The sequence below is a fragment of the Mycobacterium sp. WUMAC-067 genome, from assembly GCF_020217485.1.
Lineage (GTDB): Bacteria > Actinomycetota > Actinomycetes > Mycobacteriales > Mycobacteriaceae > Mycobacterium.
In genome coordinates this window covers 125,449-146,825 of sequence record NZ_JAEKMI010000013.1, presented here as the reverse complement: position 1 = coordinate 146,825, position 21,377 = coordinate 125,449, and the positions used below count along the sequence as shown (strand labels likewise).

The 21,377-nt window shown below is 69.5% G+C and carries 22 protein-coding genes, 1 tRNA gene and 1 pseudogene; 11 read left to right on the top strand and 13 right to left on the bottom strand.

The window, feature by feature from the left end:
* From kasB to aceE, 6 genes and pseudogenes are all read right to left on the bottom strand, one after another.
* Window positions 1-669, bottom strand: a pseudogene (kasB, locus tag JF781_RS12090) (3-oxoacyl-ACP synthase KasB); the annotation flags it as partial.
* Between the two features lie 137 nt (window positions 670-806).
* Window positions 807-2,057: a 3-oxoacyl-ACP synthase KasA gene (gene kasA / locus JF781_RS12085; RefSeq protein ID WP_225329006.1), complete on the bottom strand. Its 1,251-nt coding sequence runs from the start codon at window positions 2,055-2,057 to the stop codon at window positions 807-809.
* Entirely contained in the window at window positions 2,054-2,401 is a 348-nt protein-coding gene (acpM, locus tag JF781_RS12080) for a meromycolate extension acyl carrier protein AcpM (RefSeq protein WP_008255908.1), read from the bottom strand. Before acpM ends, kasA begins: the two co-directional genes overlap by 4 nt.
* Window positions 2,402-2,476: 75 nt before the next feature.
* Window positions 2,477-3,385 (bottom strand): ACP S-malonyltransferase, encoded by a 909-nt coding sequence (locus JF781_RS12075; RefSeq protein WP_225329007.1) that lies wholly within the window; start codon window positions 3,383-3,385, stop codon window positions 2,477-2,479.
* A gap of 143 nt (window positions 3,386-3,528) precedes the next feature.
* Window positions 3,529-4,851 carry a CdaR family transcriptional regulator gene (locus tag JF781_RS12070; RefSeq protein WP_225329008.1) on the bottom strand — a complete coding sequence of 441 codons (1,323 nt, stop codon included), beginning with the start codon at window positions 4,849-4,851 and terminating at the stop codon, window positions 3,529-3,531.
* 194 nt (window positions 4,852-5,045) lie between these two features.
* Window positions 5,046-7,835 carry a pyruvate dehydrogenase (acetyl-transferring), homodimeric type gene (gene aceE, locus JF781_RS12065; protein WP_225329009.1) on the bottom strand — a complete coding sequence of 930 codons (2,790 nt, stop codon included), beginning with the start codon at window positions 7,833-7,835 and terminating at the stop codon, window positions 5,046-5,048.
* Window positions 7,836-8,006: 171 nt separating this feature from the next.
* Between aceE and JF781_RS12060 the strand changes: the two genes are divergently transcribed.
* The 4 genes from JF781_RS12060 (at window position 8,007) to JF781_RS12045 (ending at window position 9,681) form a co-directional block, all read left to right on the top strand.
* Window positions 8,007-8,594, top strand: coding sequence for a hypothetical protein (locus JF781_RS12060; protein WP_225329035.1), 588 nt, complete (start codon window positions 8,007-8,009; stop codon window positions 8,592-8,594).
* An 84-nt stretch (window positions 8,595-8,678) separates the two neighbouring features.
* A complete protein-coding gene (locus JF781_RS12055) occupies window positions 8,679-9,101 on the top strand; it encodes a DUF3052 domain-containing protein (RefSeq protein WP_225329010.1) in 423 nt (140 codons plus the stop codon).
* A complete protein-coding gene (locus JF781_RS12050) occupies window positions 9,101-9,562 on the top strand; it encodes a peroxiredoxin (RefSeq protein ID WP_225329011.1) in 462 nt (153 codons plus the stop codon). The genes JF781_RS12055 and JF781_RS12050 overlap by 1 nt, the downstream gene beginning before the upstream one ends.
* A gap of 44 nt (window positions 9,563-9,606) precedes the next feature.
* Window positions 9,607-9,681, top strand: a tRNA-Val gene (locus tag JF781_RS12045).
* A gap of 60 nt (window positions 9,682-9,741) precedes the next feature.
* On the opposite strand, the gene JF781_RS12040 is transcribed toward JF781_RS12045, so the two are convergent.
* On the bottom strand, window positions 9,742-10,464 hold the full coding sequence (locus JF781_RS12040; RefSeq protein WP_374109695.1) for an adenosylcobinamide amidohydrolase: 723 nt from the start codon (window positions 10,462-10,464) through the stop codon (window positions 9,742-9,744).
* Window positions 10,465-10,598: 134 nt separating this feature from the next.
* On the opposite strand from JF781_RS12040, the gene JF781_RS12035 reads away from it, so the two are divergent.
* Both JF781_RS12035 and JF781_RS12030 read left to right on the top strand, forming a co-directional pair.
* Window positions 10,599-11,228, top strand: a complete 630-nt coding sequence (locus tag JF781_RS12035) for a nitroreductase family protein (RefSeq protein ID WP_225329013.1) — start codon at window positions 10,599-10,601, stop codon at window positions 11,226-11,228.
* Between the two features lie 57 nt (window positions 11,229-11,285).
* Window positions 11,286-12,413 carry an epoxide hydrolase family protein gene (locus JF781_RS12030; protein WP_225329014.1) on the top strand — a complete coding sequence of 376 codons (1,128 nt, stop codon included), beginning with the start codon at window positions 11,286-11,288 and terminating at the stop codon, window positions 12,411-12,413.
* Window positions 12,414-12,519: 106 nt separating this feature from the next.
* Here JF781_RS12030 and JF781_RS12025 read toward each other — a convergent pair whose 3' ends face one another.
* Window positions 12,520-12,918, bottom strand: coding sequence for a VOC family protein (locus JF781_RS12025; RefSeq protein WP_225329015.1), 399 nt, complete (start codon window positions 12,916-12,918; stop codon window positions 12,520-12,522).
* Between the two features lie 139 nt (window positions 12,919-13,057).
* Between JF781_RS12025 and JF781_RS12020 the strand changes: the two genes are divergently transcribed.
* Window positions 13,058-14,005 (top strand): cobalamin biosynthesis protein, encoded by a 948-nt coding sequence (locus JF781_RS12020; protein WP_225329016.1) that lies wholly within the window; start codon window positions 13,058-13,060, stop codon window positions 14,003-14,005.
* On the opposite strand, the gene JF781_RS12015 is transcribed toward JF781_RS12020, so the two are convergent.
* The 3 genes from JF781_RS12015 to JF781_RS12005 are packed head-to-tail and all read right to left on the bottom strand — an operon-like array spanning window position 13,987 to window position 15,975.
* The gene (locus tag JF781_RS12015; RefSeq protein ID WP_225329017.1) at window positions 13,987-14,820 is read right to left on the bottom strand and encodes an SURF1 family protein; all 834 of its coding nucleotides are present in this window, start codon (window positions 14,818-14,820) and stop codon (window positions 13,987-13,989) included. The genes JF781_RS12020 and JF781_RS12015 overlap by 19 nt on opposite strands.
* The gene (locus JF781_RS12010; RefSeq protein WP_225329018.1) at window positions 14,820-15,317 is read right to left on the bottom strand and encodes a low molecular weight protein-tyrosine-phosphatase; all 498 of its coding nucleotides are present in this window, start codon (window positions 15,315-15,317) and stop codon (window positions 14,820-14,822) included. Before JF781_RS12010 ends, JF781_RS12015 begins: the two co-directional genes overlap by 1 nt.
* Complete coding sequence (locus tag JF781_RS12005; protein ID WP_225329019.1) at window positions 15,310-15,975, bottom strand: HAD-IA family hydrolase; 666 nt, start codon at window positions 15,973-15,975, stop codon at window positions 15,310-15,312. The genes JF781_RS12010 and JF781_RS12005 overlap by 8 nt, the downstream gene beginning before the upstream one ends.
* Window positions 15,976-16,065: 90 nt before the next feature.
* Here JF781_RS12005 and cobC point away from each other — a divergent pair, with 90 nt between their 5' ends.
* Genes cobC through JF781_RS11985 form a run of 4 tightly spaced genes read left to right on the top strand, consistent with a single transcriptional unit; the run spans window position 16,066 to window position 20,133 of the window.
* Complete coding sequence (gene cobC, locus JF781_RS12000) at window positions 16,066-17,094, top strand: Rv2231c family pyridoxal phosphate-dependent protein CobC (protein WP_225329020.1); 1,029 nt, start codon at window positions 16,066-16,068, stop codon at window positions 17,092-17,094.
* Window positions 17,091-18,239 carry a Nif3-like dinuclear metal center hexameric protein gene (locus JF781_RS11995; protein ID WP_225329021.1) on the top strand — a complete coding sequence of 383 codons (1,149 nt, stop codon included), beginning with the start codon at window positions 17,091-17,093 and terminating at the stop codon, window positions 18,237-18,239. Before cobC ends, JF781_RS11995 begins: the two co-directional genes overlap by 4 nt.
* Window positions 18,236-18,973 carry a zinc ribbon domain-containing protein gene (locus JF781_RS11990; protein ID WP_225329022.1) on the top strand — a complete coding sequence of 246 codons (738 nt, stop codon included), beginning with the start codon at window positions 18,236-18,238 and terminating at the stop codon, window positions 18,971-18,973. The genes JF781_RS11995 and JF781_RS11990 overlap by 4 nt, the downstream gene beginning before the upstream one ends.
* Window positions 18,970-20,133, top strand: coding sequence for a bifunctional RNase H/acid phosphatase (locus JF781_RS11985; protein ID WP_225329023.1), 1,164 nt, complete (start codon window positions 18,970-18,972; stop codon window positions 20,131-20,133). The genes JF781_RS11990 and JF781_RS11985 overlap by 4 nt, the downstream gene beginning before the upstream one ends.
* On the opposite strand, the gene JF781_RS11980 is transcribed toward JF781_RS11985, so the two are convergent.
* A complete protein-coding gene (locus JF781_RS11980) occupies window positions 20,122-20,526 on the bottom strand; it encodes a VOC family protein (RefSeq protein ID WP_225329024.1) in 405 nt (134 codons plus the stop codon). The genes JF781_RS11985 and JF781_RS11980 overlap by 12 nt on opposite strands.
* The gene (locus tag JF781_RS11975; RefSeq protein WP_225329036.1) at window positions 20,480-21,322 is read right to left on the bottom strand and encodes an AraC family transcriptional regulator; all 843 of its coding nucleotides are present in this window, start codon (window positions 21,320-21,322) and stop codon (window positions 20,480-20,482) included. Before JF781_RS11975 ends, JF781_RS11980 begins: the two co-directional genes overlap by 47 nt.
* Window positions 21,323-21,377: the final 55 nt, after the last annotated feature.

The window sequence follows — 21,377 nt, the reverse complement described above, 5'->3', positions numbered from 1 at the left end:
GGGGTCGTCGTTCTTGGTGGACATCACGATCCGCATCTGGGCGAACGCCGCGATCGGCACCGCTTCGATCCGGGTCTCGACGCCACCGCAGATCGCGATGTCGGCCTCCCCGAACACGATGTTGCGCCACGCCTGGGCGATGCCCTCGGAGCCGGACGCGCATGCCGAAATGGGCGTGAGAACCCCGGCTTTCGCGTGCCGTTCCAGGCCCACCGCCGCGGCCGCCCCGTTGGGCATGTACTTCTGCACGCCGAGCGGGGAGACGGCCTTCATGCCACGAGCGCGCATGTCGTCGTAGCTGAAGACCATCTCCTCCGACGAACCCAAACCGGTACCGATCGACACCAGCAGGCGGTCGCTGTCGACCTCGGGCGAGCCGGCGTTCTCCCAGACCCGCCGGCTCAAGATGGTCGACATCCGCTGCAGGTAGCCCGACCGGCGCAGCTCGACGCGGGTCAGCTGGCTATCGAACTCCTCTAACAGATGACCGCCGATGCGCACCGGCAGGTCAAACTCCTCGACGAACGGATCCTCGAGTTTGCGGATACCACTTTGGCTGTCCAGCAACAGCTTCCAGGTGGTCTCGGCGTCAGTCGCCAGTGCGGTCGTCATGGCAACGCCAGTGACGACCACGTTCGGGAGTGTCTTCCCGGTAACCAGCTCTGTCATGGGTCTTGCGAACGTTCCTTTCGTGCTTCGTGGTGATCGCTCTCCCGGCGAGGCCGGGGGAAGCGGGTCACCACCTTCCGTGGTGTCCGGCTCCTCCTCGGGCCCTTTGCGGCCCGCGTCGTCGCCGGACGCCAGCTTTAGTAACGCCCGAAGGCGAGCGCCACGTTGTGGCCACCGAAGCCGAACGAGTTGTTGATCGCGTAACGGAAATCGCCGTAGCGAGGTTCGCCCGCAACAACATCCAGGTCGATCTCGGGATCGGGGGTTTCGTAATTCAGGGTGGGCGGGATGACGCCATCGCGCAGGCTCAGCACCGTGAGCACCGACTCGAGAGCCCCGACCGCACCGATCGAGTGGCCGAGCGCCGACTTCGGCGCGTAGACGGCCGCCTGCTGGCAACCGGCGACCCGGATGGCGTTGGCCTCCGCGGTGTCACCGATCGGCGTGGCGGTCCCGTGGGCGTTGACGTGGTCAACGTCCTTGGGGGACAACCCCGCCAGCTCGAGCGACCGCGTCATCGCCCGACCCGCACGCACACCGTCGGCCGCGGGGGCCACCATGTGGAACGCGTCCGACGTGATGCCGGCGCCCATCAACCGGGCCAGCGGCTTGGCGCCGCGGGCCTTGGCGTGCTCCTCGGTCTCGATGAGCATCAGCGCCCCGGCCTCGCCGAACACGAAGCCGTCGCGGTCCTTGTCGAACGGCCGCGATGCGCGCTCGGGCTCATCGTTGCGAGTCGACATGGCCCGCATCATCGAAAACGCCGCGATCGGCAGCGCCTCGATGGGGCCCTCGACGCCACCGCACACGGCGACGTCGGCGTCACCCATGACGATCTGGCGCCATGCGTGGGCGATCGCCTCCGAGCCCGACGAACACGCCGAAACCGGGGTGATCACGCCGGCGCGGGCGCCGAGCTGCAGACCCACCACGGCGGCGGCGCCGTTGGGCATGATCATCTGCACGGCCAGCGGCGACACCTTGCGGGGGCCGCCCTCGTTCATCAGGTCGTAGCTCTCCACGATCCTTTCGGCGCCACCGAGGCCGGTGCCGACCACGACCGAGAACCGGTCGGGGTCGAGCTCCGGGTTGCCGGCGGTCTCCCACAGCTGGGTGCTGAGCATCTTGGCCAGCCGCTGGACGTACGACATCCGCCGCATGTCGAGCCTGCTCATCTGCTCGTCGATGGGCTCCTTGAGGTGTCCACCGATCTTTACGGGCAGGTCCCATTTGGTGATGTAGTCGTCTTCGAGGACGTGGATGCCGCTTTCGCCGGCCAACAAACCCTTCCACGTGCTCTCGACGTCCGGCGCGATCGACGTCGTCGCCGTGACGGCGGTTACCACAACGCTGGGGTAACCGCCGTTAGCAGTGGAAGGCTTACTCACTTGGTGTCCGCTTCCAGCCTTGCCTTGACGTTGGCGACCGCGTCGGGGTTCTCGGTCTCCAGCTTGGCGCGCAGCGCCTCGGCAGCTTCGGGGTTCTCTTCCTCGAGCTTCTGGATGTAGGAGACGACGTCACCGACGGTGCGCAGACCGGCGAGGTCCTCGTCCGGGATCTTGACGCCGTACTTGTCCTCCGTCTGCACGGCGATCTCGACCATCGACAGCGAGTCGATGTCCAGGTCGTCGACGAACGACTTCTCCGGGGTGACCTCGGAGGGCTCGATACCGGTTACCTCTTCGATGATCTCGGCGATACCGGCGATGATTTCTTCCTGGCTGACAGCCACAGCGTGCTTCCCTTCGTAATGTGTTGTGAGTTAGTCGAACTGACGTGTTATGTGGTTGTACTGGATGCGGCTGACTTACAGCTCAGCCAAAGCCTCCAGGTCTGCGGGCGACTTGACGGCACGAGCCGTAACTCCCCGAAGTTCTCGTTTGGCGATACCGGTGAGCGTGCCCGCAGGCGGGAACTCCACGGCCGCACCAACTTCCAGCTCGCGCAGCGTCGCGGTGCACAGGTCCCAGCGCACCGGCTGGGTCAGCTGGGCGACGAGCGCCTCCATCGCCGCGGCGGCCGAGGTGACGGGCTTGCCGTCGCGGTTCGACAGCAGCGTCGCGGTGGGCTCGGCCGTCTGGATGGCGGCCGCCGCGGCGGCGTAGCCGTCGAGCGCCGACGCCATGTACTTGGTGTGGAACGCGCCGGCCACACCCAGTGCGCGCACCCGGGCCTTGGCCGGGGGGTCTTCGGCGAGCTTCTCCAGCGCGGCCAGCGATCCGGCGGCGACGATCTGCCCGGCGGCGTTGCGGTTGGCGGGGAACAGGTCGAGCTGCTCGAGGCGGGCCAGGACCTCGGCCTCGTCACCGCCGAGCACCGCGGACATGCCGGTGGGCTCGACGGCGCACGCCTTGGCCATCTCGGCGCCCCGCGTGGCGGCCAGGGCGACGGCGTCGTCCGCGGCCATCACGCCGGCGATCGCGTAGGCGGCGATCTCACCGACGGAGTGGCCGGCCACGACCAGGTCCTGACCGGCGAGCAGGCCGCGCTTGGTCAGCTCCTGGTGGGCGAGCAGCGTGGCGGCGACGACCAGCGGCTGGGTGACCGCGGTGTCGGTGATCTCGTCGGTCGATGCGGTGGTGCCCAGGCGCACGAGGTCGAGGCCACTGGCCTTGGACCACAGCGCCAACTGGTCGGCGGCGCCGGCGAGCTCCAGCCATGGCGAGAGCATCCCCTCGGTCTGCGAACCCTGTCCGGGCGCAAGCAATGCAATCACGTGTTTAAGAGAACACTGTGGAAACGGTTTTGGCGGGTGTAACAGATTATGAACCTCGTCTTAGGTTTTTGTGTACACCCTACAAAACGGCTCCGTAAGCTACGGGTTTGATATCGTCCCGCGACCTGTCGCCTGGGTCACTATCACCCGGTTTGACCGGCGACAGCCCCTTTGAGCGGCAGCGGAACCGCGGGCATGGCGTTGTTGGTGGCGCTGGCGGGATTCGTCGGATAGTTGAGTTGGCCCACCGTCGCCGCCACTCGCAGCACATATGCATCACGCGGCTGCATGGGATCGCGGCCGGTGAAGTCGGTGATCCGCTTGAGTCGGTAGCGCACCGTGTTTGGATGAACGAACAACTTTCTGGCACAAGCTTCAATCGCGCCGCCACAATCTAAGTAAGCGTCAAGAGTCTCGATCAGCGTCGGACCGGCGTCGGCCAACGGCCCCATCACGTCGGTGTGCAGCGCCACGATCGCCGACGCGTCGCCCATCAAGGCCCGCTCCGGCAGGAGCTCACGGGCCGGCACGGGGCGCGGCGCCCCGCGCCAACCGCCGACCGCGTTCATCCCGGAGATGGCCTCGCTGGCGCTGTGATAGGCCGCCGTCAGCATGGGCGCCGTCGGCCCGACCACCACGGGGCCGTCGGCGAACGCGACCAGCAGATCGCCGAGAAACTTGTCGGTTGGCGACAATTGCCCGGACACGATGGCGACCAGCCAGGTGCCGTGCACGTCGGTGAGGGCCGCGCGGCCGTGTTGCGCGGCGATGTCGCGGACGCGCTGACTCGCGCGCTCACTGTCGCCCGGGCCGGTCGACCCGTCGCGTCCGGGGGCCGGGGTTCCGACCACCACCGTCGCCGGCGCCGTGGTGTCCCAGTTCAGCGCCGCCGCCCGGGACAGCAGCTCCGGGCCGGTGTCGCCGCGGACCACCGCGTCGACCACGCTGGCCTCCATCCGGCTGTCCCAGGTGCCGCGCGCCTCGGCCGCGTCGGCGTACGCGCCGGCCGCGGTGAACGCCAGGTCGCGGGTGTACTTCAGGATGCCCACGGTCAGCGCGGTCAGCTGCTCCTCGGAGCGGGCCAGCAGCGGGACCACCTCCTCGAAGATGTCCATGGTGACGCGGACCATGTCGACGCTGTGGCGCAACGCGATGCGGCGCTGCAGCTCCTGGGGCACCAGCTCGAAGGCCTGCGCGGTGTAGCTGACGTTGCTGTGCGGATCTTGCATCCACTCGACGAAGTTGACGACGGCCGTCTGCACCACCAGCGCCACGCTGGCCCGCTGGGACGCCTCCAGGTCGGCGAAGAACGGCAACCGATCCTGCATGGCGGCGACCGCCTCGGTGGCCAGCCGCCCGGAGTACTGCTTGAGCCTCCGCAGCACCGATTCGGGCACCGCATCCAGGTTTTCGAGCGGCGACCGGGGGTGCTTGGCGAACGGACCGGCAAAGGGGTTGTCACTCATCCCTAAAAGCTACGCGACTTTTCTGGAAGTTTCCGCCAAAGGCGGCGCGTGGCGCGTGCGGGGTGGGTCCCCTCGGGCGCCGAGCGTGACGCTGGTGTCACGCTCGACGCCCAACGTGACGCTGGCGTCACGCTCGGCGAGGAAGCCCAAGGGGTGAATGGCCCGGGGAACGGCCCGGCGGGCGACCGCCGCCCTTAGGCCACGCCCGGGTCGGACGTCTGCTCCGGGGCGGCCTGGACGTCGTCGATCCGATACTGGCGGGCGGCGGCGACCGGCACCGAGGGGTCGATCTCACCGTCGCGCGCCAGCGCCTCGAGCACGGCCACCACCTGCGACTCGGCGTCGGTGTTGAAGTAGCGCCGCGCCGCGGGCCGGGTGTCGGAGAAGCCGAACCCGTCGGTGCCCAGGGTGACGTAGGTGCCCGGCACCCACGGCCGGATCTGCTCGGGAACCGCACGCATCCAATCCGAGACGGCGACCACCGGGCCGACGGCGTTCGACAGGGCATGGGTGACGTACGGGACGCCGGCCGGCCGGTCCGGATGGCGCAGCCTCGCCCTGTCCATCGCGACGCCGTCGCGGTTCAACTCGCCCCAACTGGTCACCGACCACACGTCGGCGGCGACGTCCCATTCGGCTGCTAGCATCTTCGCGGCGTCCAGGGCGGCCGGCATCGACACCCCCGACGCCAGGATCTGTGCCTTGTTGGCGCGCTGCTCGGTGGCGGCGTGGTAGCGGTACAGGCCCCGCAGCACGCCCTCGGGATCGAAGTTTTCCGGCTCGGGCGGCTGCACGTACGGCTCGTTGTAGATGGTGATGTAGAAGAACACGTTCTCGGGGTCCTGCCCGAACATCCGGGCCAGCCCGCTTTCCACGATGTAGGCGATCTCGTAGGCGAACGCCGGATCGTAGGCGACCACCGCCGGATTGGTGCTCGCCAGCAGCAGCGAATGCCCGTCGGCGTGCTGCAGCCCCTCGCCGGTCAGCGTGGTGCGTCCCGCGGTGGCTCCCAACAAAAAGCCGCGCGTCATCTGGTCGGCGGCCGCCCACAGGCCGTCACCGGTGCGCTGGAACCCGAACATCGAATAGAAGATGTAGATCGGGATCATCGGCTCGTTGTGCGTCGCATACGACGTGCCGGCCGCGATGAACGACGCCACCGACCCGGCCTCGTTGATGCCCTCGTGCAGGATGTGGCCGACTTCGCTTTCCTTGTAGGCCAACATCAGATCGGCGTCCACGGCGGTGTACAGCTGGCCGTTGCGGTTGTAGATCTTCAGCGACGGGAACCACGAGTCCATGCCGAAGGTGCGGGCCTCGTCGGGAATGATCGGGACGATCCGCGGCCCAACCTCCTTGTCCCGCAACACTTCCTTGAAGGTGCGCACCGTCGCCATGGTGGTGGCGACCTCCTGGGTTCCCGATCCCTTCTTCAGCGCGGCGTAGATGTCGCGGCTGGGGAGCCGCAACGCCTTGGCCTTCGTCGGGCGCTCGGGAACGTAGCCGCCGAGCGTGCGCCGGCGGTCGATCATGTAGCGGATCTCCGGGGCGTCGGAGCCGGGGTGGAAGTAGGGCGGCAGGTACGGATCCTCTTCCAGCTGGGCGTCGTTGATCGGTATCCGCATGGCGTCGCGGAAGTCCTTGAGGTCTTGCAGCGCAAGCTTTTTCATCTGATGCGTGGCGTTGCGGCCCTGGAAGTGCGCGCCCAGCGAGTAGCCCTTGATGGTCTTGGCCAAGATCACCGTGGGCTGCCCCTTGTGGTCGACGGCGGCCCGGTAGGCGGCGTAGACCTTGCGGTAGTCGTGGCCGCCGCGCTTGAGATTCCAAATCTCGGAGTCGCTCATGTTCGCGACGAGCGCCTTGGTGCGCGGGTCGCGCCCGAAGAAGTGGTCGCGCACGTAGGCGCCGTCGTTGGCCTTATAGGTCTGGTAGTCGCCGTCGGGCGTGGTGTTCATCAGGTTCACCAGCGCGCCGTCGCGGTCGGCGTGCAGCAGGGCGTCCCACTCGCGTCCCCAGACCACCTTGATGACGTTCCAGCCGGCGCCGCGGAAGAACGACTCGAGTTCCTGAATGATCTTGCCGTTGCCGCGCACCGGGCCGTCGAGGCGCTGCAGGTTGCAGTTGATCACGAACGTCAGGTTGTCCAGGCCCTCGAGCGCGCCGACGTGCAGCAGGCCGCGGCTTTCCGGCTCGTCCATCTCGCCGTCGCCCAAAAAGCACCACACGTGCTGGTCGGAGGTGTCCTTTATGCCGCGGTCGTGCAGGTAGTGGTTGAACCGGGCCTGATAGATCGCGTTCATCGGGCCCAGACCCATCGACACCGTGGGGAATTCCCAGAAGTCGGGCATCAGCCGCGGGTGGGGGTAGGACGGCAGGCCGCCGCCGGGGTGGCTGTGCTCCTGGCGGAAGCCGTCGAGTTGGTCGGTCGTCAGCCGCCCCTCCAGGAACGCCCGCGCGTAGATCCCCGGGGACGCGTGGCCCTGGATGAACACCTGGTCCCCACCGCCGGGATGCGACTTGCCGCGGAAGAAGTGGTTGAAGCCGACCTCGTAGAGCGCCGCGGACGACGCGTAAGTCGAAATGTGGCCTCCCACACCGACTCCCGGGCGCTGGGCGCGGTGCACCATGATGGCGGCGTTCCAGCGGATCCACGCCCGGTAGCGCCGCTCGACGTCCTCGTCGCCGGGGAACCACGGCTCCAGTTCGGTCGGGATGGTGTTGACGTAGTCGGTGGACGTCAGCGAAGGAATGGCAACGCGCTGCTCGCCCGCCCGTTCCAGCAGCCGCAACATCAGGTAGCGCGCCCGCGACGGGCCGGAGCGCTCCAGCAGTTCATCGAAGGACTCCAACCACTCCGAGGTCTCTTCGGGATCGATGTCGGGGAGGTAGGAAGCCACCCCCTCGCGGATCACCCGGACGCGGTCGGGTTCGGTGGCGTTGTTGGGACTTGTGGCCAGGTCGTGGCGCACGAATTCGGTTGTCAACCCACTACTCCTGTAATTGGCGGGATGTGTGACGTGAGGGCGGGTCGCACCCTCTCCACCATCGTGCCGCACCGGTGTTTCGGGCGGGCAGCCGCCATCGAATACCCGATCGGGCACACCAACTCGGCGTGTATGGGGCGGGTGTACAAGCCACCCGGTAACGTCAGGCCCGTGCTCATCCGGTGGCGTGCCGTCCCCCCGAGGCAGGTGGGGGCTTTCCCCCGGCGTGGCGCTTTGGCCCTTGGCTGTGTCGCCGCCGCGCTGATGGGCATCGTGGGATGCACCTCCGTCACCAACGGAACGGCGACCCCGGACACCAAAGTGGCCCCGGCCTACCGCCAGTCGGTGTCCGCGTCGGTGTCGGCCTCGTCGGCCACGTCGAGCGTCCGGGAGTCCCAGCGCCAGCAGTCGCTGACCACCAAGGCGGTGCGCACCGCCTGCGCCTCGCTGATCACCACCAGCAAGAACGCGATCGACAAGACCAACGAATTCGTGCAGGCGTTCAATTCGGGCCGCGGCACCGGCCCCACCGAGGGCCCGGCGATCGACGCCCTCAACGACAGCGCCACCACGGTGGCCAACAGCTTCAGTGACGCGATGTCGCAGCAGATCAAGGACGCGTTCAACGCCTACATCGACGCCGCGCACTCGGTGGCCAACGCCATTGGCACACACGCGGGGACGTCGGAATTCAACAAACGCGTCGATCAGCTCAACGACACGAAAAAGAAGGCGATCAAACTCTGCTTGGCAACGTAATGAGGTGGCAGTGTGAACCGGGTTCGCGCTGTGCGACGATAATCCCGAATCGCACATCGCGAGGGAATTGAAGGAGGCTCCACGGTGGTCGCGGCGGATGACGCCCCGAGCTACGCTCGCAAACTGGGCATCCAACGGGACCAAGTTGTCCAGGAGTGGGGCTGGGACGAAGACACCGACGATGAGATCCGCGCGGCGGTCGAGGAGGCTTGCGGCAGCGAGCTGCTCGACGAGGACACCGACGAGGTAGTCGACGTCGTGCTGCTGTGGTGGCGCGACGGCGACGGCGACCTGGTGGACACGCTGATGGACGCGATCGGGCCGCTCGCCGAGGACGGCGTGATCTGGGTGCTGACCCCCAAGACGGGAAAGCCCGGGCACGTGCTGCCGGCCGAGATCGCCGAGGCGGCCCCGACCGCCGGTCTGATGCCGACCTCGTCGGTCAACCTGGGCGATTGGGCCGCCAGCCGGTTGGTGCAGCCCAAGTCCCGGGCCGGGAAGCGTTGATGTTGCCGGTCGGCACCGCCGCCCCGGACTTCACTCTGCGCGACCAGAACCAACAGCGCGTCACGCTGAGCTCCTACCGCGGCGCCAAGAACGTTCTGCTGGTGTTCTTCCCGCTGGCGTTCACCGGGATCTGCCAGGGCGAGCTGGACCAGCTGCGGGATCACCTGCCCGACTTCGAGAACGACGACAGCGCGACGCTGGCCATCTCGGTGGGTCCGCCGCCCACGCACCGGGTCTGGTCGCTGGACAGCGGCTTCACCTTCCCGGTGCTGTCGGATTTCTGGCCGCACGGCGCGGTCAGCCAGAGCTACGGCGTGTTCAACGACGACGCCGGCTACTCCAATCGCGGGACGTTCGTCATCGACCGGTCCGGGATCATTCGATTCGCCGAGATGAAGCAGCCCGGCGAGTCACGCGATCAGCGGCTGTGGACCGACGCCCTGGCGGCCTTGAGGGCCTGATTTTGGGGACTTGGCCGGCGGGCGGGTAGCCTGCCCGCAGCAACGGGCGCGTAGCTCAGTGGTAGAGCTCTGGTTTTACACACCAGCGGTCGGCGGTTCGATACCGTCCGCGCCCACCAATTTTGGCGGCTCGCGAGTGTAACCTGGCTGCGACTTTTGCCCCGGATTTCGCCGTGCCGTTACGCTCGCGAGCGGCCCTCGGGGTATTCGGGCCCCGATATCCAGGACCGGGCGCCGGCGAGCACCGCGGCGTGTACCGCTCGGGCGATCCGGGCGCCGAACACCGAGCGCGGCCCGCCGTAGATCTCCTCGGCCCCGTCCGTCGGGCAGTGCACGACGACCGCGTCCGACGCCGTTCCGGTGGCGCGCACCCCGGCCTCGTGTAACGCCTGCGTCTTGGCCTCCGTGGCGGTGGCCACGGCGTTGACCAGGGCCGCCCCGGACAGCCGGACCGGCACCGCGACCACGATGTTGATGGTCCCCACCCGGTAGCCGTCGCCGTCGGTGAGCGGCCGGTACTCGACGATCTCGTAGTCGGTGAACGCCGTCGTGCGCAGGCCGGCCGGCACCTCCCGGCGGAAGTGCCGATCGGGCGCGGCCGCCCATGCCGGGCTGGAGAGCCCGACGGTCGCGGTCGCGTGCACGCCGCCGTCGGCGGCGCGGTGGTGGCGGGTCACGTCGACCGCGGTGAGCAGCCCGCAGCCGGTGCCGACAAGCCCGACCGCGGCGCCGATCTCGGTCAGGTGGCGGTCCGGGTCCGTCCGGTCGTAATCCAGGGGGACCGTCGCGTTGACCAACCAGTCGCGGGCGCCGACGCCGCCGCCGAGCGGGCCCGACGAGATGCACAGCCGGGGCTCGCCGAATTCCCAGACGAGCAACGGGATCGGCCGAGAGTGCTCCACCCGCGCCGTCAGCCTGGGATCCATGCTCACATCCTCGCGTGCCGGTGCGCGCCCGGCGCACCGGGGCGCGCGGGCGACCGTCAGTGGCCCGGCCGTGTTGAATCATCGTCATGACCCAACAAGGACCCCTGAACATGCCTCTTGAAGAGGCGATGCGGACCCAGCGCGCGATCCGTCGCCTCAAGTCCGATCCCGTCGACGACTCGCTCGTGTTGCATCTGCTCGAACTGGCGATGAAGGCGCCGACCGGTTCCAACGCGCAGAACTGGGAGTTCATCGTCGTCAAGGACCGTGAGGTGGTCGCGAAGCTCGGTCGCTTGAATCGCACCGCCATGAAGGCCTTCGGTCCCATCTACCGGCGAACCCTGCAGCGCCGCGGGGACGACAAGATGCTGCGGGTATTGAAAGCTGTGCGATGGCAGGCGGACCACTTCGACGACATCCCCGTGGTCGTGGTGGCATGCCTGAAGGGTGTCGTTGCGCCCTGGCCCCCGATCGGTGCGAGTAGCGCCTACGGTTCCATCTACCCCGCGATTCAGAACCTGTTGCTGGCGGCTCGCGCCGCCGGGTTGGGTGCGGCGTTGATCACCATGCCGCTGTGGAGCACGCTATTGGCAAGGCGCGCCTTGGGTTTGCCGCGCAATGTGACTCCGTGCGCGGTGATTCCCTTGGGCTGGCCGATCGGCAAGTACGGTCCCACCACGCGTCGGCCGGTTGGAGAACTCGTTTCGCTGGACCGGTACGGCAACCGGGCGTTTCTGTAGCCGTCGCTGCTGTGTTCGGGCGAGGCCCCTGAACGGCCTGGCGGGCAAGGCGGCACTATGAAATGCGTGAAACCGTTCCGCATCGATGTTTCCGACGAGGTTCTCGACGATCTGCGCGCGCGGCTGGCCCGAACCCGTTGGCCCGAGGCCGAATGCGTCGACGACTGGAGCCAGGGCATGCCGCTGGCCTACACCCGCGAGCTGGCCGACTATTGGGCCAACGACTACGACTGGCGGGCGCGGGAGGCGGGGCTCAATCGCTTCGACCAGTTCATCACCGAGATCGACGGGCTCGACATCCATTTCATCCACCAGCGCTCGCCGCACGCCGACGCCTTCCCGTTGGTGATCACCCATGGCTGGCCGGGCTCGATCGTGGAGTTTCACAAGGTGATCGAGCCGCTGACCAACCCCGCGTCGGGACGCGCCGAGGACGCCTTCCACGTCGTCTGTCCGTCGCTGCCGGGGTACGGGTTCTCCGGGAAACCCACCGGCGCGGGGTGGGGCGTGGAGAAGATCGCCGAGGCGTGGGAAACGCTGATGCTGCGCCTCGGCTACGACCGCTACGGCGCCCAGGGCGGCGACTGGGGCGCCGCGGTCACCACCCAGATCGGCCGCAATCGGGGCCACTGCGCGGCCATTCACCTGAACATGCCGGTCGGTAGACCGACGAAGGAAGCGCTGTCGAATCCGACCGAGGAAGAGCAACGAGCGATGGCCGGGCTGGCCAATCACCGCAAATGGGGCACCGGGTATTCCAAGCAGCAGTCGACTCGGCCGCAAACGCTGGGCTACGGGCTGGCCGATTCGCCGGTGGGCCAGCTGGCGTGGATCGTCGAAAAGTTCTGGGACTGGGCGGATTGCGACGGGCACCCCGAGAACGCGGTGAGCCGCGACGAGCTGCTCGACAACGTGATGGTCTACTGGGTGACCAACACGGCCGCGTCCTCGGCCCGCCTGTACTGGGAGAGCTTCGCGGTCTGGGGCAGGGGCGATCGCGTCGAATTGCCCACGGGCGTCGCGGCTTTCCCCGGCGAACTGCTCAAGGCGCCGCGCAGCTGGTGCGAGCCGGTCTACAACATCACCCACTGGACCGACATGCCGCGCGGCGGGCATTTCGCGGCGTTCGAGGAACCGGACCTGTTCGTCGAGGATCTCCGCGCGTTCTTCGCGACGGTGCGCTGACTTGCCTTTCGCGAGTGTGCATTTCACGACGCGACACGCCGAGAGCGCGTCGTGAAATGCACACTCGGGCGGGCTTAGGTCCGGCGGGGCTTAGGGTCGGCGGGGCTTAGGTCCCGGACGGGGCGAAGAACTCCAGCGCGATGCCGTCGGGGTCGCGGAAACTCAGCCCCGAGCCGTAGGGCGCATCCACGATGCCGCCGTGGTCGATGCCCAGTTCGCCCAGCCGGGCGACCCAGCTCTCCAGCTCGGCGCGGCCGGCGCAGCCGAAGCCGACGTGGTCCAGGCCCACCCGCAGTTCGTCGAATCGTTCGTCGGGCGCCCGGCGAACGTGCTGATGAATGCCGAAGACCGTGTCGCCGTCAAGCATCCACACCAGATGCCGGAAGCCGGCGTCGGTGTGCTCGTCGAGAACCGGGTCGGCGCCGAACAGGTTGCGATACCACGGGCCGCTGACCTCGATATCACGCACCGTGACCGCGACGTGGTTGAGCGCTGGGAAAGCCATGGTGTCGACTCTAGCCCTCGACGGGCCGGCGGCTCCGGCGTTCCCGGGATCGCCTGTCCCACAGGCAAAGCGACACGACCCTCGCTTTCTCGCCGATGCCTCATGGGGCTCGTGAATTCCGGTGTGAGACGCTGCCGGGGTGTTTGCGACGCGCACCCGCCTGGCCGGCGTGCTGGTCGGCTACCTGGCCGACCGCGCGCTGGGCGACCCGCGCCGGGGCCATCCCGTCGCCGCGTTCGGCCGGGCCGCCGCCGCGTGGGAGAACCTGACCTACCGCGAGAGCAGGAGCGCCGGCGCCGTCCACGTGGGCGTGCTGATCGGGTCGCTGGGCCTGCTCGGCGCGGCGGCGCAACGGGCCGCGGGGCGCGGCGGCCGGCCGTGCTCGATCGCGATGACCGCCGCGGCCACCTGGGCCTGCCTAGGGGGAACGTCGTTGGCGCGCACCGGGCTGGCCATGTCGGAGCTGCTGGAGCGCGGCGACATCGAGGGCGCCCGCGCGCTGCTGCCGTCGCTGTGCGGGCGCGACCCCGCGTCGCTGGACGGTGCGGGCCTGACCCGGGCGTCGCTGGAATCGGTCGCCGAGAACACCTCCGACGCCCAGGTGGCGCCGCTGCTCTACGCGGCCGCCGGCGGCGTGCCCGCGGTGCTGGCGTACCGCGGCATCAACACCCTGGACTCCATGGTCGGCTACCGCTCGCCGCGCTACCTCCGATTCGGCTGGGCCGCAGCCAGATTGGACGACGTCGCCAACTACCTGGCCGCGCGGGTGACCGCGTCGCTGGCGGTGGCGTTGGCGCCGCTGGTCGGCGGCTCACCGTCGGGCGCGGCGCGGGTGTGGCGGCGCGACGCCGGCCGCCATCCCAGCCCCAACGCCGGTGTCGTCGAGGCGGCGTTCGCGGGGGCGCTGGGTGTGCGCCTGGGCGGGCCCACCCAATACCGCCACGAGCTGCAGATCCGGCCCACGCTCGGCGACGGCCGGGAGCCCACGGTGGCCGACCTGCGACGGGCGGTCACGCTGTCGTCGCTGGTGCAAGCGGGCGCCACGCTCGTGGCCGGGGTGCTGGCCGGTTACCGGCGGCGGCCGTAACGGTCGGCGAGTTTGTCCTCCACCGTCCGCGGCGCCTGTTCCGCCGGCTCCGCCTCCGATGAGGGGCCCTGCTGCTTTTCCTGGCGGCGGGCCCGGATCTCGGAATACGCGAAGTAGCCCAGCCCGATCGGGGCGAGGATCCCGAACGCGATCCACTGGATGCCGTAGGACAGGAACGGGCCGGCATCCAGCTGCGGCACACCGACCACCCCGAGCCCACCGGGCTGACCGTCGACCAACTGCAGATAGGGCCCGGCCAGCGGGACCTTGGTCAGCACCGCGACCTGACTGGTGTCGATCGAATACACCTGCTGCACACCGCCTCCCACGAACGGATCCTTGCCCGCGGCGGCGGGCTCTGAGTTGCGCAGCCGCGCCGTGATGGTCACCGTCTCGGCCGGCGGGCGGGGGATGGGCGGAACACGAGATCCCTCCAACGGGCGCACGTAACCGCGGTCGACCAGCACCGTGGGTCCGCCGTCGACGACGAAGGGCGCGAGCACCTCGAACGCCGGTTTGGAATCGATCACCCGCAACCGGGCCAGCACCTGGACGTTGGGCAGGTAATGGCCGGTCGCGGTGACCTGACGCCACTGCTGCCCGGGGGCCGCCGAGTTCTGCTGCGGCAGCAGGGATTTCACCGGGACGGGCGCGGTGTTCAGGGAGTGCTCGATCTGGTGGTTCTCCTGCGAGGTCCTGCTGTGCTTTCCCAGCTGCCACGGCGCGAGCACCGTGAAGCACAGATAGGCGAACGCGATGACCACCAGTGCCAGCACGATCCAGCCGGGGCGCAGCACGAACGCCAGCCTGCGCATCACCCCGACCCGTTCTGCGCGAGGCGTTCGTCGACCCAGTCATGCAGGCCGGGCAGCGCGGCCTCGATGACGGCGTAGACGCGTTCGAAGTCGCTTGCGTCGCCGTAGTAGGGGTCATCGACGTCGGGGGTGTGCGCGCCGGTGCGCGGATCGAAAGACCGCAGCATCTTGACGCGGTCCTCGTCGGCGCCCAGGTGCCGCAGCATCCGGGCGTGGTTGCGGTCCAGGGCCACCACGAGATCGGCCGCCAGGTGCTCGGCGTCGACCTGCGCGGCGTGGTGCTCGGTCGGGTAGCCGTGGGCACGCAGCACGCCGGCGGCCCGCTCGTCGGCGCACTCGCCGACGTGCCAGTTGCCGGTTCCGGCGCTGCTCACCCGCACCGCGTCCGCCAGACCCCGGCGGCGCAGTTGGTCGGCGAACATCTTCTCGGCCATCACCGATCGGCAGATGTTGCCGGTGCACACGAACGTGACGTGCAGCGGCTCGCGCTCAGACACCCAGGGCCCTCCGCAGCTCGTCGATGGTCGCGGCGTGCGTCACCCCGCTGAACGTGTCCGCCTTGCCGTAACCCCAGCCGACCACCACGGTGTCGATGCCGTGCGCGGCCGCGCCGTGCACGTCGTGGCTGCGGTCACCGACCATCAGCACCCGTTCGGGCAGCGGCTCCAGCTGCGAAAGCGCATGGGCGAGCACCTCGACCTTGGCTTTGCGGGAGCCGTCGGGGCTCGCCCCGGCGATGACTTCGAAATGCTGGTCGAGCCCGAAGTGGGCGAGGATGCGCCGCGCGGTGGGTTCCAGCTTCGAGGTGGCCACGGCCAGCCGGACGCCGGCGGCGCGCAGATCGACCAGCAGCGCCTCGATGCCGTCGAAGAGCGCGTTCATCGCCCACCCCCGGGCGCCGTACTCGGCGCGGAAGGCCGCGATCGCCTCCTCGGCGTCGTCGCCGAGCTCCATCGACCGGAAGGTGTCGTCCATCGGCGGGCCCACGATCTGGGCGACGAGGTCGCCGGGGGGCACCGGGGCGCCGATGTGGTTGAGCGCATGCAGGAAGCTGGCCACGATGCCCTCCGCGGAGTCAGTCAGCGTGCCGTCGAGATCGAAGATCACCAGCTGCGCCCCTGGGGCTTGGCGATCGGTGGACGTTGTGCCTGTCACCTCACCATTGTCCTCGATGGGCGCGGGCGGGTGCGACGGTGTTGCCGGTGTTCGTCCGGCCCGCCCGCGCGGCGCACTAGTGTTTCACGGATGGCGAGTCTGAACCTGAGCCCGCCTGCGGCGCGCTATCACGGTGATCAGGCCGTCGCGCCCGGGATGCTGGATTTCGCCGTCAACGTCCGTCACGGCCAACCGCCGGAATGGCTGCTGCGACGGCTGGCCGCGCGGCTGCCCGACCTGGCGCGCTACCCCAGCAGCGACGACGTCCACGCGGCGCAGGACGCGGCCGGCGCACGGCACGGCCGGGCCCGCGAGGAGGTGCTGCCGCTGGCCGGGGCGGCCGAGGGGTTCGCCCTGCTGGGCAACCTGCGCCCGACGCGGGCGGCGATCATCGCGCCGGCGTTCACCGAGCCGGCGGCCGCGCTGACCGCCGCCGGGGTTCCGGTGCACCACGTGGTGCTGCGGCCGCCCTTCGGCCTCGCGGGTGCGGCCGTCCCCGAGGACGCTGACCTGGTCGTCGTGGGCAATCCCACCAATCCCACCTCGGTGCTGCATCGCAGCGAGGAGCTACTCGCGTTGCGCCGGCCCGGCCGGATCCTGGTGGTCGACGAGGCCTTCGCCGACTCGATCCCAGGCGAGCCGGAGTCGCTCGCCGGTGACGCGGTGCCCGACGTGCTGGTGCTGCGCAGCCTGACCAAGACGTGGGCGCTGGCCGGACTGCGGGTGGGCTACGCGCTGGGGTCACCGGAGGTGTTGGCGCGCCTGACCGCAGCGCGGGCGCACTGGCCGGTGGGCACGCTGCAACTGACGGCCATCGCGGCGTGTTGCGGTCCGCAGGCCGTTGCCGACGCGGCGGCCGGGGCGGCGCGACTGGGCCAGCTGCGCGCCGAGATGGTGGCCGGGCTGGCGTCGGTGGGCGCCGAGGTGGTCGACGGCCGGGCCCCATTCGTGCTGTTTCGCGCGCAGGAGGCCGTTCGATTGCGAAATCGACTGCACGACAGGGGAATTGCCATCCGTCGCTGTGATACGTTCGTCGGCCTGGACGAGCGGTACCTGCGGGCCGCGGTGCGCCCGGAGTGGCCGCTGCTGGTGCAGGCGATTTCGGAGGTGTGCCGGTGAGCGTGACGCTGGCCGATGTCATCGCGGTGCTCGACGAGGCCTACCCGCCGCGGCTCGCCGAATCGTGGGATTCGGTCGGCCTGGTGTGCGGTGACCCCGGCGACGTGCTGGAGTCGGTGACCGTCGCGGTCGACGCGACGCCCGCGGTCGTCGACGAAGTCCCCGACGCGAGCCTGCTGCTGGCCCACCACCCGCTGCTGTTGCGGGGGGTGGACACCGTGGCGGCCAGCACGCCCAAGGGCGCGCTCGTGCACCGGCTGATCCGGACCGGGCGTTCGCTGTTCACCGCGCACACCAACGCCGACTCGGCTAGCCCGGGTGTGTCCGATGCGCTGGCCGCCGCCCTCGGGCTCCGTGTCGAGGCCCCGCTGGAGCCGGCGACCGGCGCGCCCGGCCTCGACAAGTGGGTCATCTACGTGCCCAAGGAGAACGCAGAAGCGGTGCAGGCGGCGGTGTTTGAGGCAGGGGCCGGTCACATCGGCGACTACTCGCATTGCAGCTGGAGCGTCACCGGTATCGGGCAGTTCCTGCCGCACGACGGCGCCGCGCCCGCCGTCGGCAGCGTCGGCAACGTCGAGCGGGTCCCCGAGGACCGGTTCGAGGTCGTCGCGCCCGCGCGGGCCCGGGGGCCGGTGCTGGCGGCCATGCGCACCGCCCATCCCTACGAGGAGCCCGCGTTCGACATCTTCGCGATGGTCCCGCCGCCCAGCGACGCCGGGCTGGGCCGCATCGGCACGCTGGCCCGCCCGGAACCGTTGCGCGACTTCGTCTCCCGCGTGCGCTCCGCGCTGCCGCGGACATCGTGGGGGGTGCGGGCGGCGGGTGATCCCGAGATGCCGGTGTCGCGGGTCGCCGTCTGCGGCGGCGCCGGCGATTCGCTGCTGGCCGCCGCGGCCGGCGCCGGGGTGCAGGCCTACGTCACCGCCGATCTGCGGCACCACCCGGCCGACGAGCATCGTCGCGCCTCCGATGTCGCCCTGATCGATGTGGCGCATTGGGCAAGTGAATTCCCATGGTGTGAACAGGCCGCCGGCCTGCTGCGGTCACGTTTCGGTGCGGAGCTTCCGGTGCGAGTGAGCTCGATTCGCACCGACCCTTGGAATGTCGAGCACGGTGATAACGAGTCCGGGGGAGAAGGGTCATGAAAGCCGAAGTAGCACAGCAACGTTCGCTGCTCGAGTTGTCGAAACTGGATGCCGAGCTGTCCCGTATCACGCACCGGGCCGCGCATCTGCCGGAGCAAGAGGCGTGCCGGCGGTTGCAGGAGGAATGCGATGCCGCCGGCGACCGGCAGGGCGCGGTGCGGATTGCCCTGGAAGACATCGACGCTCACGTCAAACGTCTCGAATCGGAGATCGATTCGGTGCGCCAGCGCGAGGATCGTGACCGGGCGCTGCTGCAGTCGGGGGCGACTGACGCCAAACAACTCGCGGACCTTCAGCACGAGCTCGAGACCTTGCAGCGTCGCCAGACCAGCCTGGAAGATTCCCTGCTGGAGGTGATGGAACGTCGCGAGGAGCTGCAGTCCCAGCTGGACGCCGAGCAGCGGGCCGTCGAGACTCTGGAGGCCGAAATCGCCGACGCGAAGCAGGCCCTCGACGCCGCGCTCACCGAAATCGCCGAAGCCCGCGAGCTTCATTCGTCGCGACGCGACTCGCTGAACGCCGCACTGGACCCCGCCCTGTCCGCCCTGTACGAACGGCAGCGCGCCGGGGGAGGGCCGGGCGCCGGGCAGCTGCTGGGCAAGCGGTGCGGGGCCTGCCGGATCGAGATCGACCGCGGCGAACTGTCCCGCATCTCGGCGGCCGCCGAGGACGATGTGGTGCGCTGCCCGGAATGCGGCGCGATCCTGCTGCGGGTCAAGGGGTTCGACCAGTGAAGGTTGTCATCGAAGCCGACGGCGGATCACGTGGCAACCCCGGGCCGGCCGGGTACGGCGCCGTGGTGTGGACCGAGGACCGCGCGAGCGTGCTGGCCGAGAACAAGCAGGCCATCGGCCGGGCAACCAACAACGTCGCCGAATACCGTGGCCTGATAGCCGGTTTGGACGACGCCCTGAAGCTCGGCGCCACCGAGGCCGCGGTGTACCTGGATTCCAAGCTGCTGGTGGAACAGATGTCCGGGCGGTGGAAGGTCAAGCACCCCGACCTGATCGAACTCAACGCCCAGGCCCGACGCCTGGCGGCGCGGTTCGACACGATCAGCTACTCGTGGATTCCGCGGGAGCGCAATTCGCACGCCGATCGGTTGGCCAACGAGGCGATGGACGCTGCGGCCGAGGCCAACGGTGCGGCGGCAAAGTCCGAGCCGGCCGGCACACCCGAGCCCCCCGGCGCCGACGCGGCGAAAACCGTTGCGGCACCGGCGCCGACGGCGGCACCGGCGCCGGCTCCGGCGGCGCCCGGCTGGACCGGCGCGCGCGGCACCCCCACCCGGCTGCTGTTGCTGCGCCACGGGCAGACGGAGCTGTCGGTGCAGCGCCGCTATTCGGGCCGCGGCAACCCGGCGCTCACCGAAGTGGGGCGGTGGCAGGCCGACGCGGCGGCGCGGTATCTGGCCCAGCGCGGCGGGATTTCGGCGGTCTTCGCCTCCCCGCTGCAACGGGCGTACGACACCGCGGCGGCGGCCGCCAAGGCCCTGGGACTTGATGTGACCGTCGACGACGACCTGATCGAGACCGATTTCGGGGCCTGGGAGGGGTTGACGTTCGGCGAGGCCGCGGAGCGCGACCCCGAACTGCACCGTCGTTGGCTGCGCGACACCAGCACCGCCCCGCCGGGCGGCGAGAGCTTCGACGCGGTGCTCGACCGGGTGTCGAGCATCCGTGACCGCATCCTCGCCGCACATCAAGGCACGACGGTGCTGGTGGTGTCCCACGTGACGCCGATCAAGATGTTGCTGCGGGAGGCGCTGGACGCCGGGCCAGGCATCTTGTACCGGCTGCACCTCGACCTGGCCTCGCTGAGCATCGCCGAATTCTATTCCGACGGAGCCTCTTCGGTGCGGTTGGTGAACCAGACGGCGTATCTAGCCGGCTGAGGGCGACGCGCCGCCGTAGTCGCCGAAGGACCACAGGTTGCCTTCGGGATCGCGGACGGTGAATTCGCGTGCGCCGTAGTCGGTTTCGGCGAGCGGCCGCACCACCTCGGCCTTATGCTGCAGCACCCGTTCGTAGAGCGCGTCGGGATCGGCGGTGACGACGTAGCCGCCGGCGGTGCCCGGTTCGCGGCACCACTGCGCGTCGGGCTTGTGGGTGCCCAGCATGATCCCTCCGCTGCCGTGCGGCCAGTTCAGTTGCGCGTGATCGATGGTCTCGCCCTGGCCGTAGCGGGCCGCGAGGACGAAGCCGAATGTCTCGACGTAGTAATCGATCAGCTTGGGTGCGTCATGGGCCTGCAATGTCAACCAGACGGTCGGATTCGAAGCGGTCATGGTCCCACTGTGCTCGAAACGAGTGGCCGCCGTCTTGAATGTTTCGGAACTCGTCGGCCAGCCACCGCCGCGGCGGCACACCGACGAACCGGGCGAATTCGCGGGTCAGGTGCGCCTGGTCGCTGTACCCGGTGGCGGCCGCGATCCCCGCGAGGCCGACGCGTCCGTACCGGCGCGCCGACGCCGCGATGCGCGCCGTCGCGTGCTGGAACCGCATCAGCATCGCCACCGTCTTGGGCGAGCGGCCGACCTCCTGGCCGAACAGCGTCGTCAGGTGCCGGGTGGTCACGCCGACCGTCTCCGCCACGGCGGCCACCGGTATCCGGCCCCGGCTGCGCTCCAGCAGGTGCCAGGCATACGCGACCTCGGGACGCACGGTCGCGCTCTCGCGGCGCCGCCGCGCCTCGATGAGGTAGCGGGCCACCACGGCGAACGCGTCCGGCCAGCCGTGCGCCTCGGTCACGCGATCATGCAATTCCAGGCCGCCGCGATCCAGCACGGCGGTCGCGTCGTAGTCGGTCACGGGAAGCTCGGCGCTCGGCACGCCGAACAGCGCGCGTGATGCGAGCGGATGCACCGCCAGCTGCACGCCGGCCTGGCCGCGGCGCTGCCGCACGTGGCTGGCCTGCAGGTGCAGGCCGCTCAGCAGCAGCGGGTTGGGGCGCGCGACGGCCAGTGCGTCGGCGGTGTCGCCGGCTTCCACCCCGTCGTCGAGGCTGACGATGAACGTCAACATCGAGGACGGCATGCCGCGGTGCACGGTCTCGGGAACATCGAAGGTCCGGTATCCGACCATGGACTTCACGCCCGGCGCGCTGTGCGGCGGTGCCACGTGGTATTCCGAGGCCCGG